Genomic DNA, 15978 nt, shown 5'->3' on the forward strand with positions numbered 1-15978 from the left:
ATGAAAATAAGATTTTACATATCAGTCGCCCTGGTGCTTACAGGACTTTCCTCCTGCAAAAAATTCCTGGACATCATCCCGGATAATATTGCGACCATTGAAAATGCATTTGCATTAAGAACGGAAGCAGAAAAATACCTGTTTACCTGTTACTCATACGTTCCGGCAAACGGAAGCATGGCGGGCAACCCGGCGTTCAGCGCCGGTGATGAAATATCGCTGGTATACCCGCTTACCATTACCGCACCGGCGTATGAAATAGCAAGGGGGAACCAGAATAAGATAAACCCGGTCTTTAATTTGTGGGACGGGTCCGGATCCCAAACCTATAAGGACCTGTTTAACGGGATCAGGGATTGTAATATTTTCCTGGATAATATCGGGCGCGTACCGGATATTACGGATGAAGAACGGAACCGGTGGATCGCAGAGGTGAAGTTCCTGAAAGCCTATTATCATTTTTACCTGTTCCGCATGTACGGGCCTATCCCGCTGGTTAGGAAAAACCTTTCTGTGGATGCCCCCAAAGAAGAAGCGATGGTATACAGGGATCCTGTAGATAGCTGTGTCAACTATATGGTGCAGCTATTGGATGAAGCAAAGGAAGCCCTGCCACTGATTGTTTCGGACCCGGTAAATGAACTGGGACGCATCACCCAGGGGGCTGCTTATATGCTGAAGGCAAAGATCCTGGTTACCGCAGCAAGTCCTTTATTTAACGGGAATGCTGATTATGCCAGTTTTAAGGATAACCGGGGTGTTGCACTTTTTAGCGCAACACCGGACCCCGCAAAGTGGACAAAAGCGGTAACAGCCTGTAAGGAGGCGATCGATGTTTGCACAAACGCGGGGAACAAACTATATTACTTTGAACCCGATGTGACCCAAACCGGGTTGTCTCCGGAAACCCGCACACAAATGAACCTGCGGAATGCCATCAACCTGAAATGGAACCCGGAGATCATCTGGGGCAACACGAACAGCATGACCAGCGCGCTGCAGACCAACTCCATACCCAGGGGCCTGGATCCCGCATTGATCGCTAATTCAAGCCCTGCCGGTTTAATTGCGCCAACGCTGAATGTAGTTGAGTTGTTCTACTCAAAAAACGGGGTTCCCATTACTGAAGATAAAACCTGGAACTATGCAAACCGCTATACACTGAGAACCGGAACAAACGCAGAACGGTATTATATCGGCCTCAATTACGTAACGGCCCAGCTGAATTTTGACCGGGAACCGCGCTACTATGCCAGCATGGGCTTTGACGGTGGTGTTTGGTTTGGGCAGGGAAAGTATGATGATAAAAGCCCGTTCGTTTTGCAGGCAAAAGCAGGCCAGGCTGCTGCAGGGGTAACCGTTTTTGCTTATTCCACTACCGGGTACTGGACAAAGAAATATGTTCATTACCAGGATGTGATCGGAAGCGGGACCTCGCTTTCCATCCAGAACTATCCCTGGCCGGAAATGCGTCTTGCCGACCTGTTCCTCCTGTATGCCGAGGCATTGAACGAGGCGCAGGGCCCGGTTCCCGAAGTACTGGATTACCTCAACCAGGTGCGTGAGCGTGCGGGTATCCCCGCTGTTGCAGAGGCCTGGACCCAATATTCCACCAACCCATCGGCCTATACAACAAAAGAGGGCCTGAGAACGATCATTCACAGGGAGCGGACTGTTGAACTGGCCTTTGAAGGAAGCCGGTACTGGGACCTGAAGCGGTGGAAGGAAGCAGCAAACGTTCTGAATACCCCGGTAAGGGGATGGACAAGAGAACAGGCGGCTGCGGCAGGTTACTATCAGCCCCGTGTTTTATTTAATCAGACATTTGGTTTTAAGGATTATTTCTGGCCCATCAAAGACGGTGCTATTACCATTAACCGGAACCTGGTACAGAATCCAGGATGGTAAAAAAGGGATCTCCAAATGAAAAAAATGAATTATAATATGTATTTCAAATCAAAAAGCCGGCTGTTCCTACTTTGTGGTTTTATCTTGCTTTGGTGCACCCGGTGTAAACGGGAGGATATGCTCCTGTATACAGATGGTACTGCGGCGGCGCCCGCAAAGGTTTCTGGTATCAAAGTGGCAAACCAGCCGGGCGGTGCATTCATTACCTATCAACTTCCCGATGATCCCAACCTGCTATATGTAAAGGCCGTTTACAAACTTGGGTCGGGAGAGGAAATGACTATAAAGTCATCTTATTTCTCTGATACGCTCAAAGTGGAAGGGTATGGGGATACCAGCGCGCATGAAGTAAAGTTGTATTCTGTAGGAAAGAACAACAAGGAATCCGAGTCCCAGGCGGTTTCGATCAAACCGTTGACCCCACCGGTTATGAAGACCTTTGAATCGGTGTCGCTTGCCGAAACGTTTGGAGGAGCCGTGGTTAAGTTTTCCAACCTGGCAAAGGCTAATTTGTCATTCATCGTTATGTCCGACTCTACCGGGCGGGGTGATTGGTATACCGTGAACACCTTTTATACAAAAGCTGATTCAGGAAGGCTTACTGTACGCGGGTTTAAGCCGGAGGAACGCAGGTTTGCCGTGTATGTAAGGGACCGCTGGGAAAACAAGTCGGACACACTGGCAAAAGCACTGGTGCCGCTGGAGGAGTTTTTACTGGATAAAGGGAAATTCAAAGAGGTCCGGCTGCCTACGGATAACTGGCAGGGACATAGCTGGTCTGGCGTTTCTACACGTACGATGCCATTCCTGTGGAATAATGTATGGAATAACGGAAGTGATGTGTTTCATACCGTGCCCAACTCCGGCCTGCCCAGCTGGTTCACTTTTGACCTGGGAAATAAATATGTGCTGAGCCGGTTTAAATTTTACCACCGCGCCGGCAACAATAACGACCTGTATAATAATGCTGATGTAAAGCTATTTGAAATCTGGGGCAGCAATAATCCCAATTCGGACGGTACCTGGGCCAGCTGGGACTCCGTTGGCACTTTTACATCTATAAAACCTTCAGGGCTGCCGCTGGGCCAGGTCAGCAATGAAGACATCCAGTTTGCCCGGGTAGATGGGGAAGATTTTGATATGCCTGCCGGGATCAATGCCTACCGTTACCTGCGTTTCAGGATCAGGGAGGTTTGGGGCCTGGCCCAAATGTTTTATATATCAGAGCTCACATTCTGGGGTGCACCGGAAAAAGATAATTAATGTATAATGCAGGCAGCTCCGGGTGGCCGGCCCTGTGCTGTTGCTCTTTTATTTCTTCGGCCGCAAATGATGGAAGCTCAATTTTGCTGAAACATTTATCAAACAAGCGCATATGTTTAAACTGAAATATTTCCATTTTTTATTGTTGTTATCGCTTTTCCTGGTAGTAGCCTGTGAAAAAATGGATGACACATACAGGCATTTTGTTGTTCCTGACGGGCTTACTTACGTGGGCAAAGCTGATCCGGTATTTCTGAATCCGGGGAGAAAGCGCATTAAACTGAGCTGGCTTAGGGGAACGGATCAGAAAACAACCATGGCCAGGATCTACTGGAACAGTAAGACGGATTCTGTTGACGTGCCCGTTACAAAAGGGAACCCTAAAGACACGGTATCAGTGATCATTGGCAATTTGGAAGAAGGCTCTTATGTATTTCAGATCTACACTTTCGACAATAATCACAATTCTTCCATACGTGTTGATGCGTTAGGCGCATCTTACGGCTCCCTTTATGAAGGTTCCCTGGTAAACCGGATCATAACAGGTATAAAAAAGGGCGGGGATACCGCTATTGTTACGATGCTGTCTGTAGATACAACGGCGATGGTAACACGATTCCGTTACAGCGATCAATCAGGAGCAATCGTGGATACCCTGGTTGACAGTGAAACATTAACGGTACGGTTACCTAATATGAATAAAGACACATTATTTGATTACATTACATTATATAAACCCATATCTACCTGTTTGGATACCTTTTATTCTCCATTGAGAAATTATCCGGCCAGGTAAGCATCAGTACTCCCTGTCCTCATCCCCGGTTAGCCCATCCCTCCACATGGGAGGGGGCAGTAATCCCAGTTTGAACCGCTCATAGGATTTCTTGATGTACTCGTGAAACGTATAGTCGTTGACCCGGTTGGTAAAAAGATAGCTGGGCTGGTACATTGCTATAAAATCATTGATGATACTGTCTTCCGTCATGCCCGTTATCCGGCGGATGAGCGCTTTGCTGAAGCGATAGCGTACATAACCGTCCTGCTCATCGGAGATCAGTTTATCCCGGAACCGGATTAATTTCCTGGTTCTTCCAAAGCGGAACACGTTCACCAGTTCGGTCAGGTCAAATCCCACACCAAACCCGCCGCTGCCGGCATTCGTGGAAGTGGATAACCCGGGTTTTTCAAAATCGAAATATTTCCGGTACGTGTCCCTGTTTTCGAGGGAATCCAGGTGGTAATCCCGGTTCCGGACCTTTACCTCCGGCAGATCCGGGATACTGATGCGCAAAGAAATGTCAAATGCATAAGGTGTGGCTATACCGGCTACAGGAAACTTCCGGGTGGGCTTGTTCAGGTAGCTGAACCAGATGGAATCTTTTGAGCTTACAACAATACTGTAACTCCCGTCGGAATGGGTTATTGTACCGGCACCCGAGCTGGTCAATACCGAAACCAGCGGCACAGGCGTTCTCCCAAGGCTGTCGTAAACGTTTCCCTTGATCTGGACCTGTGCATGGGCACTAATAACACAAAACAGGAACACCCCCGGAGCACTTATGGATCTAAACAGGTTCAATTTTTACAATAAATATATAATAGCGGCATCAAACAGGCTGGTTGGACGACAAAGCAAAGAAAGAATTTGCAAAAACTATGGTAAAGTATCTTTAATGAACAAGGGCATAGTCAATAGTAAGTGGAGTGCCGGGCTTTGCAAGTTCCGGGTTTAAGGTGCAGATTTTCAAATGAGCACATCAACTCCTTTTCAAATTCAGAGCTCCTTCAGGATCAACCGTTCTACTACTGATGCAAAATGCTGATGTTCAAGAAAATGCACTTTCTGTGCCAGGGACTCAGGTGTGTCGGACCCCGAAACCAGGCAGGTGGTCTGGAAAATGGTGGCGCCATGGTCATAATGCTCGTCTACAAAATGGATCGTGATCCCGCTCTCTTTTTCCCCGGCGGCAATAACTGCTTCATGAACAAACTGCCCATACATGCCCTTACCGCCATACTTGGGTAAAAGGGCCGGGTGTATATTTACAATATGCTTTGGGAATGCTTCGATCAGTGAAGCGGGGATTTTTAGCAGGAAACCGGCCAAAACAATAAAATCAATACCTTTTTCCTGCAGTTTTTTGGGAAATTCCGCCGATTGTAGCGATAACCGGTCCGTCATAAGCAACTCGATGCCCTCCGTTTCGGCAATTTTGATAACGCCCGCGCCGGGTTTGTTGCACACGATCAGGGACACGCTGGCAAAGGGATGATCCCGGAAATGATCAATCAGTTTTTGGGCATTGGAGCCGGCACCGCTTGCAAAAATGGCGATCTTCTTTTTCATATTTATGGATCAAATATCTTGTAATTTGTTGAAATATTGCCACAAAGAGCCACAGAAACACTGAGTTTTTGATATGGCCTCTGAAAAAAGTCCCCGCCGCCCGGGTACCTGATCAGTTTCAGTCCCAAAACCTTCCGTGTTGCTGTGCCGCCCCGTAGCAGATCCCAGGCCTAAACAATTATAAACCCGGAAATTAGCTTACCGCCGTTTGTGTGCTTTTATAAATATTGATGCAAATCAAGAATAATGCTAAATCAAGCCAATGTGAACAACTCACATCCCTGTCAAACGGATGACTTTTTAATGACAAAGATTTTTTCGGTTAAAAAAAAACGGCCTGAAAATCGCCTGAAACACAGTCTGGTAGCGGGTTTAAAAAATTTGCAAAATGTTGTTGTTTTGTTAAGCCCGACCCTTATTTTTGCAGTTGATCAGAGACATTTATCCACATTTTTAGATTTAATGCGTTTATGACTATTTCTAAGTATATAATTAACCGATTCTTCTTAATTATACTAACGCTTTTCACTCTTTCCTGGTTCAATACAATTTCTGCACAGGACGCCGATGGCAAAACATTGTTCCTCTCCAAGTGTGCCAGTTGTCACGCTCCGGATATGAAGACCAATAGCACCGGTCCTGCACTGTTTGGGGTAGAAGGCCAGTGGGAGGACAAGTCCAAGCTGCACGAGTGGATCCGGAATAACCAAAAGCTGATAGCCTCCGGTTACCCACAGGCGGTAGAAACCTCAAAGCTGACGGCTAACGTAATGTCTGTTTTTCCTGATCTTACTGATCCTCAGATAGATGCGATCCTGAAATATATTGATGAAAAAGGAAGCGGCAAGCTGGATGGTGGTAAAGGCGGCCAGGCCAACGGACCTGCCGGTGCTGCAGCCGGGGAGGGCGATTCCAGCCAGCATCCTTTATTATATGGTGTTATTACTTTGATCCTGGCCCTGGCGGCGCTGATCCTCATCTTTGTGAACCGGAATCTTAAAAAGATCTCTGATGATACAGAGGGCAAAAAAACACCGGATGCGGTTCCGTTCCTGCAAAACAAGATCTACCTGGCCACTGCGGCTATCCTGCTGTTCATTGTTGGCGGATACTTTACTACAAAGGCCATGATCAACATGAACCGCCAGAAAAATTATGAGCCCAAACAACCGATCTTCTACTCCCATAAAGTACATGCCGGCATCAATCAGATCAACTGTCTGTATTGCCACGGGAACGCCTGGGAAAGCAAAACCGCTGCGATCCCTTCCGTAAATGTGTGTATGAACTGTCATAAGACCATCCAGAAATATAATGGTCCGGAACTGAAAGATAAGAACGGCAACCCTGTAGATGGTACGGCAGAAATAGCAAAACTGTATCAGTATGCAGGTTTTGATCCCCAGAACCCTGACGCTTGGGATGCCAATAAAGCAAAACCGATCGATTGGGTAAAGATCCACAATCTTCCCGACCATGTTTACTTTAACCACAGCCAGCACGTAAGAGTGGGCAATGTACAGTGCCAGACCTGCCATGGCGAGATCACAGGGATGGATGAAGTACACCAGTTTGCCGAACTGAGCATGGGATGGTGCGTAAACTGTCACCGCCAGACCAAAGTGAACTTTAACGTGGATTCTGCAAGCGGTAACCAGTTTTACAGTATTTACGAGAAGTTCCATAACGACATCAAATCCGGTAAGATGGACAGTGTGACCGTGAAGGATATCGGTGGTCTGGAGTGTCAGAAATGTCACTATTAACAGGGTGGGGAACTCCCCATACCAAGGGGTAAATTTTCAAATATTCAAACAGAGATAAATGAGCAATAAATACTGGCAGGGTTTCGGCGAGTTAAATGATTCCGAAAAGTTTCAAAAGAGGGTTGATGATGAATTCCGTGATGAGCTCCCTTTTGAAGATTTTGACAGTAAAGGATTACTGGATGCAAAAGCTCCCAGGAGAGATTTCTTAAAATATCTGGGTTTCAGTACTGCTGCAGCTACACTGGCGGCAAGCTGTAAGACCAAGGTTCGGGAAGCCATTCCTTATGGCAATAAACCCGATAACCTGGTGCCCGGTGAAGCGAAATATTACGCCACTACCTACACACAGGGTGGTGATGCGGTTCCGGTGATCGCTAAAGTGCGGGATGGCCGGCCCATCAAAATAGAGGGGAACGACTATCTTTCTGCAACCAACGGCGGTACCTCCGCCCGGGTGCAGGCCTCGGTGCTGGATCTTTACGATATGCACCGCCTGCGTTTTCCCCTGCGCAAAGCAGGCAGCAAGTTTGAGGAAAGCATGTATGACGTGCTGGACAAAGCCATTGCTGCAGAACTTGCCGCTGCGGGTTCAGTAGTACTGCTAACGAGCACTATTAACTCTCCCTCTACACTGGAGATTATTGCAAAAAATCCGAAGATCCGCCTGGTTCAATACGATGCGGTAAGCTATAACGGTATCCTCCTGGCCAATGAAGCATCAGGCTTCGGACGGAAAATACCTTCTTATAAATTTGATCAGGCTTCTGTAATTGTGAGCCTGGGCGCTGATTTCCTGGGTACCTGGCTGAGCAGCGAAGAAAATGCTGCAGGTTATGCCAAAGGAAGAAGGATCGACGAAAAGAACCCGGTAATGAGCAAGCATTACCAGTTTGAATCGTTCCTGAGCTTAACCGGTTCCAATGCTGATGAGCGCTTTACACACCGTCCGTCTCAAACCGGTGCGGTAGCACTGGCCTTGCTGGCAGCAGTAGGAGGTGGTGTGGCAGCTCCTGCAATAACTGATTCCAGGCTGAATGCGGGCATTGCCAAAGTGGCCGCCGAACTGAAAGCTGCAGGAGGTAAAGCCCTGGTTGTTTCCGGTAGTAATGATGTAAACGTTCAGCTGGTAGTAAACGCCATTAATAACGCCATTGGTGCTTATGGTACCACGATCGATTGGTCCAGGGCCGACCAGTCCCGTAAAGGAACAGATAAAGAATTTGCAGACCTGCTGGCCCAGATGGAAGGCGGACAGGTAGATGCCCTGCTGATCCACGAGGCCAACCCTGTTTATGATTATTTCGATGGCAAACGCTTTGCCAGCGCCCTTTCAAAAATCAGAACCACTGTTTCCTTTGGGTATCGTATGGATGAAACCACGGAACTGTGCAAATATATCCTGCCTTCTCCCCATTATTTAGAGAGCTGGGGCGATGCAGAGCCCAAGACCGGCATTTACAGCTTTATCCAGCCGACGATTTTCCCCTTATTCAAAACACGTCCCTTCCAGACCTCTTTATTAAAATGGAGCGGCAGCGCTGAAGATTATGATACCTATGTAAAGAACTTCTGGCATCAGAAAGCCGGCAGCGAAACAGCGTATCACAAAGCACTGGAAAACGGGATGCTGGAAGAGGCCGCCAGTGGTTCGGGATCTTTTAACGGAAGTGCCGTAGCTGCAGCAGCTACCGCTATTGCCGCCCACCCGGCCGGAGGAAAAGATGAATTGGTACTATACGAAAAAGTGTCTATAGGACCCGGGTATGGCGCCGTGAACCCCTGGTTGCAGGAGTTGCCGGATGCGGTTTCCAAGGCCAACTGGGGCAGCTATGCGCTGATATCCCTGCCCAAGGCTAAAGAGCTGGGTATTGTGACCGATGTGGATTATGAATACTACCCGGACAAACCGGTGATCAAAATAAGCGATGGTAAAAATACCATCGAAGTGCCGATTCTTGTTACACCGGGTATGAATGCCAATACCATTGCAATAGCAGTCGGTTACGGCCGGGGTGAAAAACTGGGCAAAACAGCAGCCGGCGTTGGTGTAAACGTTTTCCCTTTTGCTTCCATGGCAAAAGACGGCAGCGGCATCAGCTACTTTGTTACAAACGTAACGGTTGCTAATACCGGCCGTAAGGAAAAGGTTGCTCAAACGCAGATCCACAACTCTTATGAAGGACGTGTGGAAGTAGTGCGCGAGACCACGCTTGCCACTTACCGCCAGAAACCGAACGAGATCCTGGATTTCCGCAATAAGCTGGTAGAGAATTACGCAAAAAATACCGGTGACTTCAGGAAAGAAGCTACGCTTTACGGCGATCATGAAAAGCCGGGTATTAAATGGGGCATGAATATCGACATGAACGCCTGCACCGGCTGTAGCGCCTGTGTGGTGGCCTGTCATGCAGAAAATAACGTGCCGGTGGTAGGAAAGAGCGAGGTGTTGCGTTACCACGATATGCACTGGCTGCGCATCGACCGCTATTTTGTGAGCGATGAAAAAGACCCGGACAACCTGAAAGGGGTGGTATTCCAGCCGATGCTGTGCCAGCATTGTGATAATGCTCCCTGTGAGAACGTTTGCCCGGTGGCCGCTACCAACCACAGCTCGGAAGGAATTAACCAGATGGCTTATAACCGTTGTATCGGTACCCGTTACTGCGCTAATAACTGTCCGTTCAAGGTACGCCGCTTTAACTGGGCTGACTATACCGGTGCGGATTCCTTTGCCAACAACCAGGATCAGAAGCTGGTAGGGGTACTGGATCCGGTGGTACACCAGATGAATGATGCCGTGAGCCGTATGGTGCTGAATCCTGATGTTACGGTACGCTCCAGGGGGGTAATGGAAAAATGTTCTTTCTGTATTCAGCGTTTGCAACATGCGAAGCTGGAGGCAAAGAAAGAAAACCGTCCGCTGCAAGACGGCGAAGCAAAAACGGCCTGTCAGCAGGCATGTGCTACCAATGCTATCGTATTCGGTGATGCAAGAGATGCGCACAGCGCCATCAGCCTGGTGCGGTTGAACAATCCGCAGCGCCTGTTCTATTCGCTGGAACAATTGCACGTACTGCCAAACGTAAGTTACTTCTCCAAGATCCGCAATACCGACGAGATCATCGGCGGCAACGGGCATGGGGCAGAAGGTGGTCATGGCGAAGCGCACGGGGCAACGGTGCCGGCGGCTGAAAAGCATGAAGAGGCGGCACATCATTAATAGTAGAAAAGTATTAAAGTTAAAGGGTGGAAAAGTTTAGAGGGAACAACTTCAGACTTTAAACTTCAAACCTCAAACAAAATAAAAGTATGTCATTAAACAGATACGAATCGCAAGTACGGGGACCATTGGTGGAAGGAAGCAAGGACTATCACCAGATTACAGAAGATATATGCCGTCCTGTGGAGGCCACTCCAAGTAAGCTCTGGTGGGTTGGGTTTATCATTTCCATTGGGTTATTGATCTTTGGTGTCGTTTCCGTTACAATGGAGGTTATGTATGGTACCGGCCAGTGGAACCTGAACAAAACCATCGGATGGGGTTGGGATATTACCAACTTCGTATGGTGGGTAGGTATTGGTCACGCAGGAACCCTGATCTCAGCGATCCTCTTGCTGTTCCGCCAGGGATGGAGAACCGGGGTAAACCGGGCTGCAGAAGCGATGACGATCTTTGCGGTTATGTGTGCCGGGCAGTTCCCCATCTGGCACATGGGTCGTGTGTGGAACGCGTTTTTCGTAATGCCTTACCCCAATACCCGTGGTCCTTTGTGGGTAAACTTTAACTCCCCGCTGCTTTGGGATGTGTTTGCGATCTCTACTTACTTTACCGTTTCCTTGCTCTTCTGGTATTGCGGCCTGTTACCTGATCTTGCCACATTAAGAGACCGGGCAAAATTAAAATGGCGTAAGTTATTTTATGGGGTGGCTTCTTTTGGATGGACGGGAAGCACCAAGCACTGGCAGCGTCATGAAGCATTATCGCTGGTGCTGGCGGGTTTAAGTACTCCCCTGGTACTTTCGGTACACACCATCGTATCCTTCGACTTTGCTACTTCGGTAATTCCCGGGTGGCATACGACCATCTTCCCTCCCTACTTTGTTGCAGGTGCGGTATTCTCCGGGTTTGCAATGGTACAAACCCTGCTGCTCATCACCCGTAAGGTACTGGGGCTGGAGGAATATATTACCATGGAGCACATCGATGTAATGAACAAGGTAATAGTATTGACCGGTTCGATCGTGGGGATCGCTTACTTAACAGAGTTGTTTATTGCATGGTACAGCCATGTGGAATATGAGTGGTTCGCCTTCCGCGAAAACAGGGTAAACCTGAGCAGCCCTTACGGATGGAGTTATTACCTGATGATGGGTTGTAACGTATTATCGCCCCAGATCTTCTGGTTTAAGAAAATGCGCCGCAACCTGCTGGTGACGTTCTTTATGAGTATCCTGGTAAACATTGGTATGTGGTTCGAGCGTTTCGTGATCATCGTTACCTCCATTTACCGCGATTACCTGCCCAGTTCCTGGAGTACTTACTATACGCCAACCATCTGGGAGATCGGGTTCTATATGGGAACATTCGGATTGTTCTTCACCTGTTATTTCCTGTTCTCCAAATTCTTCCCGGTTATTGCAATTGCGGAGATCAAACATATTCTCAAACGCAGCGGCGACAACTTTAAAGAGAATATGGAAAAAGATGAGAACGAATCGCTGGAAGCATTTGAGCATGCAAATGCACACCATTAACAGAAGTTCTGAAGTTCAGCGTTTAATGTTCAACATTAACCGTTCAACGATTTGAAATAATAAACAGAAATAATAAGGGGCGGAGTTTAAAATTTAAACTTTGAACCTGAAACAAATAGAAAATATGGCCATCAAGAAGTTTATTACAGGCAATTTTTACGATGAAGCGGTACTCTTCCCCGCAGTGAAGAAAGTACGCCGTGCCGGCTATAAAGTGCAGGATGTGTATACACCCTTTCCCATTCACGGCCTGGATAAAGAGCTGGGAATGAAGGATACGGATCTGCATATTGCCGGTTTCATATACGGTATTACAGGTACCACCACGGCGATCAGTTTTATAGGCTGGGCGCTGGCACGCGACTGGCAGATCAATTTCGGGGGTAAGCCTTTCTTTTCTTTGCCCGCCTGGATCCCTATTATGTTTGAGCTGACCGTTCTGTTTTCCGCTGTTGGAATGGTGCTCACTTTTTGCTGGCTTTGCCAGTTGGCTCCTTTCGTAAAGAAAGATCATTTTAACCCGCGCAGTACTGATGATACATTTGTAATGGCTATTGAGTGTACCGATAAAACAAACGAAGAGGAAGCCGTCGCTTTTCTCAAAAATGCCGGGGCACAGGATGTGCAGGTGCAGAGCCGGGAAACCGGTTGGTGGTTTGGCCGGTACGACAGGGAAACAGTCCGGTTTGGAAGGAAAGTACCGGCTGTATAGTCAGCAGGAGATTCATTCTTAACTGTTGATCCTTCACTTTTTACTATTGACCATCGACACATAATAAAAGACTCTCATAAAGGAAACATGAATAAATATATATTTATAGCAACGGTGACTTTAAGCGCAGTAGCGGCAGGTTGCGGAGCAGATAGTAACCCGGGTCGTTCATATATGCCGGATATGACTTATAGCAGGGCTTATGAAACCTATGCATCTACCGCCGATCTGGAAAAAGAAGGTGTTTTTTACAACCGCAAACCGGTACCGGGCACAGTGGCAAGAGGTGAGGATGTGGAGTTTGCATTTAACCTTCCTCATGATTCAGCGGGCTATGCGCAGTCGGCGCAGTTGAAAAATCCCCTGGATTCAGCCGGTGCCAAGATCGATATGAAAGAAGCCGAGCGCCTGTACCTGGTGAACTGCGGTATCTGCCATGGCGCCAAGCTGGATGGTAATGGCCCGCTGTTCAATGGCGGCGATGGTCCTTATACTGCGGCGCCCAAAAACTTTATGGCAGATGATATGAAGGCCCTGCCGGCAGGTACCATGTTTTATTCAGTTACCTATGGTAAGGGACAAATGGGAAGTTATGCCTCCCAGATCAGCCCCAAACAGCGCTGGGAGATCATCAAATTTATTAAATCCAAGCAGGGAGTTGGTGCCGGTGCCGCAACGGACAGTACCGCCAAAAAAGGTGCTGAAGCCAGTGTAGCGGCGGATGCTACAGCAAAAAAATAATAACTAATTCACAGAACTATTTAATATAAGATTCGAATGTCAACGTCAACTACGGAAAAATTCATACCTGCAAAAAGATATAACACAATAGCGTTCGCGTTAATGGTGATCGGTGTCATAGCAGCTATTTCCCTGTTTGTGACAACTGGTGGTGAGGGGAATCACGATAATCGTGCGCGTTTTTGGGCCAGTTTGCTTCAAAACAGCGTATACTTCCTGCTGGTGGTAAATGCAGCCATGTTCTTCATGTGCGCTACTACCCTGGCCTGGGGCGGATGGCAGATCGGCTTTACCCGTGTTACAGAAGCTATTGCCTCCTGTGTACCGGTGATCGGGGTTATTGCCCTGGTGATCCTGTTGGCATTGTGTTTTGGCGATCATCATACGATTTACCACTGGACGGATGCGGAGCATGTGGCACATGACCCGGTACTGGAGCATAAAAGCGGTTTCTTAAGCAAGGGCTTTTTTGCCACCGTTACCATCTTAACCGTGGTATTGTGGTCGTTCCTGGGCTGGAAGATGCGGCAGCTTTCGCTCAAAACAGATGAAGGCGATATTGTAAGCACCCTGGAGAAGAGAAAGAAATTTGTATGGAACAATACGGTTATGGCTGCCCTGTATATCGTGGTGTTTGCATTAACCGTAATGTCTTCCGTTCCCTGGTTATGGGTTATGAGCATCGATGCACACTGGTACAGCACCATGTTCAGCTGGTATAACTTTGCCAGCACCTTTGTGGCCGGTCTCTCATTGATCGCATTATATGTGGTATTCCTGAAAAATAACGGCTACCTGCCAATGGTGAATAAAGAGCACCTGCATGATCTTGGTAAATTTATCTTTGCCTTTTCGATCTTCTGGACCTATTTGTGGTTTGCCCAGTTCATGCTGATCTGGTATGCCAACATCCCGGAAGAAACCGTTTATTTTAAACCAAGAGCCGAAGGCATTTACAGCGCGATCTTCTGGATGATGCTGATCATCAACTTTGTGGCGCCGCTCCTGATCTTTATGAGCAAGGATTCAAAAAGAAATTATACCGTGGTTACCGTGGTTTCTGTACTGGTGCTCTTCGGACACTGGCTGGACTACTTCCAGATGGTGTTCCCTGCAGTATCTCCCGATAAAGTACCGATGATCCTCTTTGACATGGGTATCGGGTTGGGCTTTGTTGGTATTATTATGTTTGTGACTGGTAAAACATTAAGCAGGCATTCTTTAACAGCACGGAACCATCCGTTCGTAAAAGAAGCCGTGATCCACCATACATAAAATGTTTAATGCTTAACGTTTAAGGTTATGCGGACCTTGAACCTTAGACCTTGAACCTTAAACTTAGAAACTTAGAACTGAATAAATAGAACAATATCGTATGCAAAACTTTTTAATATTCGCCATTTTAATATTAGGTTTTATAATAACCTTCCAGATTGCAAGGGCAAGCGAGTTTGTCTCTGTGATCCGGGGTGAAGAAAAAACCAGGAAACAGACCAATAAGATCAACGCCATTCTGTTGCTGGTGTTTTTGGTTGTTGGAATGTTCGGAGTATATTGGACCCAACATACCCTGGGCGATAAGATCCTGAAATTAGGTACTTCGGCTTCGGACCACGGGATCCTGGTAGATCGTATGATCAAGTACACCCTTATTGCTACGGGTATCGTTTTTGTAGGAACCCAGACATTGCTGTTCTGGTACTCTTTTAAATACCAGGAGTCTGAAACCCGTTCCGTTTATTATTTTCCGCATAACAATAAGCTGGAACTGCTCTGGACGGTGGTACCTGCTATCGTACTTACGATCCTTATTGGTTTTGGTATTGTTTACTGGTACCGGATCACCGGCGCCGCACCTGAGAATGCCATGCAAATAGAAATTACAGGAAGCCAGTTCAAATGGGAGTTCCGGTACCCCGGTAAAGACGGTGTTTTTGGAAAAAAATATTATAAAAATATAGATGAGGCCCATGACAATCCTTTGGGACAGATTTGGGAAGATGCAGCCAATCATGATGATATTTATGTAACCCAGGCTCCTATGCACCTGGTGGTTGGAAAGCCGGTGAAACTGATCATCGGGGCTAAAGATGTGATACACAGTGTGGGGCTGCCGCATTTCCGCCTGAAAATGGATGCGGTTCCGGGTACGCCCACTACTTTGTGGTTTACCCCAATAAAAACCACGAAGGACATGATAAAAGAAACGGGAAATAGTAAATTTGTATACGAAATTGCCTGCGATCAGATGTGTGGCGCGGGTCATACAGGGATGCGGGGTGAAATTGTGGTAGAAACCCAGGAAGAGTTTGACCAGTGGATGGCTTCCCAGAAACCTCAATATGCAAAAATACAGGAGGCAGCCGCACCGGCCGCTGCTACGGGTGATTCAACCGCAGCTCCCGCTGTAAAAGATACCGCCAGGGCAGTTACAGCAGACACGACTGCTGCGGCAAAAAAAGATTCGACAGGCAAGTAGT

The 15978-nt window shown here is 47.5% G+C and carries 12 protein-coding genes; 10 read left to right on the top strand and 2 right to left on the bottom strand.

What is annotated here, in order from left to right; translation table 11 throughout:
* From BLS44_RS21005 to BLS44_RS21015, 3 genes are all read left to right on the top strand, one after another.
* Positions 1-1908 (top strand): RagB/SusD family nutrient uptake outer membrane protein, encoded by a 1908-nt coding sequence (locus tag BLS44_RS21005; protein ID WP_090392211.1) that lies wholly within the window; start codon positions 1-3, stop codon positions 1906-1908.
* A 36-nt stretch (positions 1909-1944) separates the two neighbouring features.
* Positions 1945-3171, top strand: a complete 1227-nt coding sequence (locus BLS44_RS21010; protein WP_262492873.1) for a DUF5000 domain-containing lipoprotein — start codon at positions 1945-1947, stop codon at positions 3169-3171.
* 112 nt (positions 3172-3283) lie between these two features.
* Positions 3284-3967, top strand: a complete 684-nt coding sequence (locus BLS44_RS21015) for a DUF4998 domain-containing protein (RefSeq protein WP_090392213.1) — start codon at positions 3284-3286, stop codon at positions 3965-3967.
* Positions 3968-3970: 3 nt separating this feature from the next.
* On the opposite strand, the gene BLS44_RS21020 is transcribed toward BLS44_RS21015, so the two are convergent.
* Both BLS44_RS21020 and purN read right to left on the bottom strand, forming a co-directional pair.
* Positions 3971-4753: a carboxypeptidase-like regulatory domain-containing protein gene (locus tag BLS44_RS21020; RefSeq protein ID WP_245729333.1), complete on the bottom strand. Its 783-nt coding sequence runs from the start codon at positions 4751-4753 to the stop codon at positions 3971-3973.
* A gap of 195 nt (positions 4754-4948) precedes the next feature.
* Positions 4949-5521 (bottom strand): phosphoribosylglycinamide formyltransferase, encoded by a 573-nt coding sequence (gene purN, locus BLS44_RS21025; protein ID WP_090392214.1) that lies wholly within the window; start codon positions 5519-5521, stop codon positions 4949-4951.
* Between the two features lie 470 nt (positions 5522-5991).
* On the opposite strand from purN, the gene BLS44_RS21030 reads away from it, so the two are divergent.
* From BLS44_RS21030 to BLS44_RS21060, 7 genes are all read left to right on the top strand, one after another.
* Positions 5992-7287: a c-type cytochrome gene (locus tag BLS44_RS21030; RefSeq protein ID WP_090392215.1), complete on the top strand. Its 1296-nt coding sequence runs from the start codon at positions 5992-5994 to the stop codon at positions 7285-7287.
* A 58-nt stretch (positions 7288-7345) separates the two neighbouring features.
* Positions 7346-10510 (top strand): TAT-variant-translocated molybdopterin oxidoreductase, encoded by a 3165-nt coding sequence (locus tag BLS44_RS21035; RefSeq protein ID WP_090392216.1) that lies wholly within the window; start codon positions 7346-7348, stop codon positions 10508-10510.
* An 89-nt stretch (positions 10511-10599) separates the two neighbouring features.
* A complete protein-coding gene (gene nrfD / locus BLS44_RS21040; protein ID WP_090392217.1) occupies positions 10600-12045 on the top strand; it encodes an NrfD/PsrC family molybdoenzyme membrane anchor subunit in 1446 nt (481 codons plus the stop codon).
* A 100-nt stretch (positions 12046-12145) separates the two neighbouring features.
* Positions 12146-12757 (top strand): DUF3341 domain-containing protein, encoded by a 612-nt coding sequence (locus tag BLS44_RS21045; protein ID WP_245729334.1) that lies wholly within the window; start codon positions 12146-12148, stop codon positions 12755-12757.
* A gap of 87 nt (positions 12758-12844) precedes the next feature.
* Positions 12845-13498, top strand: coding sequence for a c-type cytochrome (locus BLS44_RS21050; RefSeq protein ID WP_090392218.1), 654 nt, complete (start codon positions 12845-12847; stop codon positions 13496-13498).
* Positions 13499-13534: 36 nt separating this feature from the next.
* On the top strand, positions 13535-14773 hold the full coding sequence (locus BLS44_RS21055) for a quinol:cytochrome C oxidoreductase (RefSeq protein WP_245729335.1): 1239 nt from the start codon (positions 13535-13537) through the stop codon (positions 14771-14773).
* Positions 14774-14873: 100 nt separating this feature from the next.
* The gene (locus BLS44_RS21060; RefSeq protein ID WP_090392220.1) at positions 14874-15977 is read left to right on the top strand and encodes a cytochrome c oxidase subunit II; all 1104 of its coding nucleotides are present in this window, start codon (positions 14874-14876) and stop codon (positions 15975-15977) included.
* Position 15978 lies beyond the last annotated feature (1 nt).

This window comes from Niabella drilacis, assembly GCF_900101395.1.
GTDB classification, from domain to species: Bacteria; Bacteroidota; Bacteroidia; order Chitinophagales; family Chitinophagaceae; genus Niabella; species Niabella drilacis.

Coding starts and splice junctions, on each gene's coding strand:
- BLS44_RS21005 (WP_090392211.1), top strand. CDS start 1: ATGAAAATAAGATTTTACATATCAGTCGCCCTGGTGCTTACAGGACTT.
- BLS44_RS21010 (WP_262492873.1), top strand. CDS start 1,945: ATGTATTTCAAATCAAAAAGCCGGCTGTTCCTACTTTGTGGTTTTATC.
- BLS44_RS21015 (WP_090392213.1), top strand. CDS start 3,284: ATGTTTAAACTGAAATATTTCCATTTTTTATTGTTGTTATCGCTTTTC.
- purN (WP_090392214.1), bottom strand. CDS start 5,521: ATGAAAAAGAAGATCGCCATTTTTGCAAGCGGTGCCGGCTCCAATGCC.
- BLS44_RS21030 (WP_090392215.1), top strand. CDS start 5,992: ATGACTATTTCTAAGTATATAATTAACCGATTCTTCTTAATTATACTA.
- BLS44_RS21035 (WP_090392216.1), top strand. CDS start 7,346: ATGAGCAATAAATACTGGCAGGGTTTCGGCGAGTTAAATGATTCCGAA.
- nrfD (WP_090392217.1), top strand. CDS start 10,600: ATGTCATTAAACAGATACGAATCGCAAGTACGGGGACCATTGGTGGAA.
- BLS44_RS21050 (WP_090392218.1), top strand. CDS start 12,845: ATGAATAAATATATATTTATAGCAACGGTGACTTTAAGCGCAGTAGCG.
- BLS44_RS21055 (WP_245729335.1), top strand. CDS start 13,535: ATGTCAACGTCAACTACGGAAAAATTCATACCTGCAAAAAGATATAAC.
- BLS44_RS21060 (WP_090392220.1), top strand. CDS start 14,874: ATGCAAAACTTTTTAATATTCGCCATTTTAATATTAGGTTTTATAATA.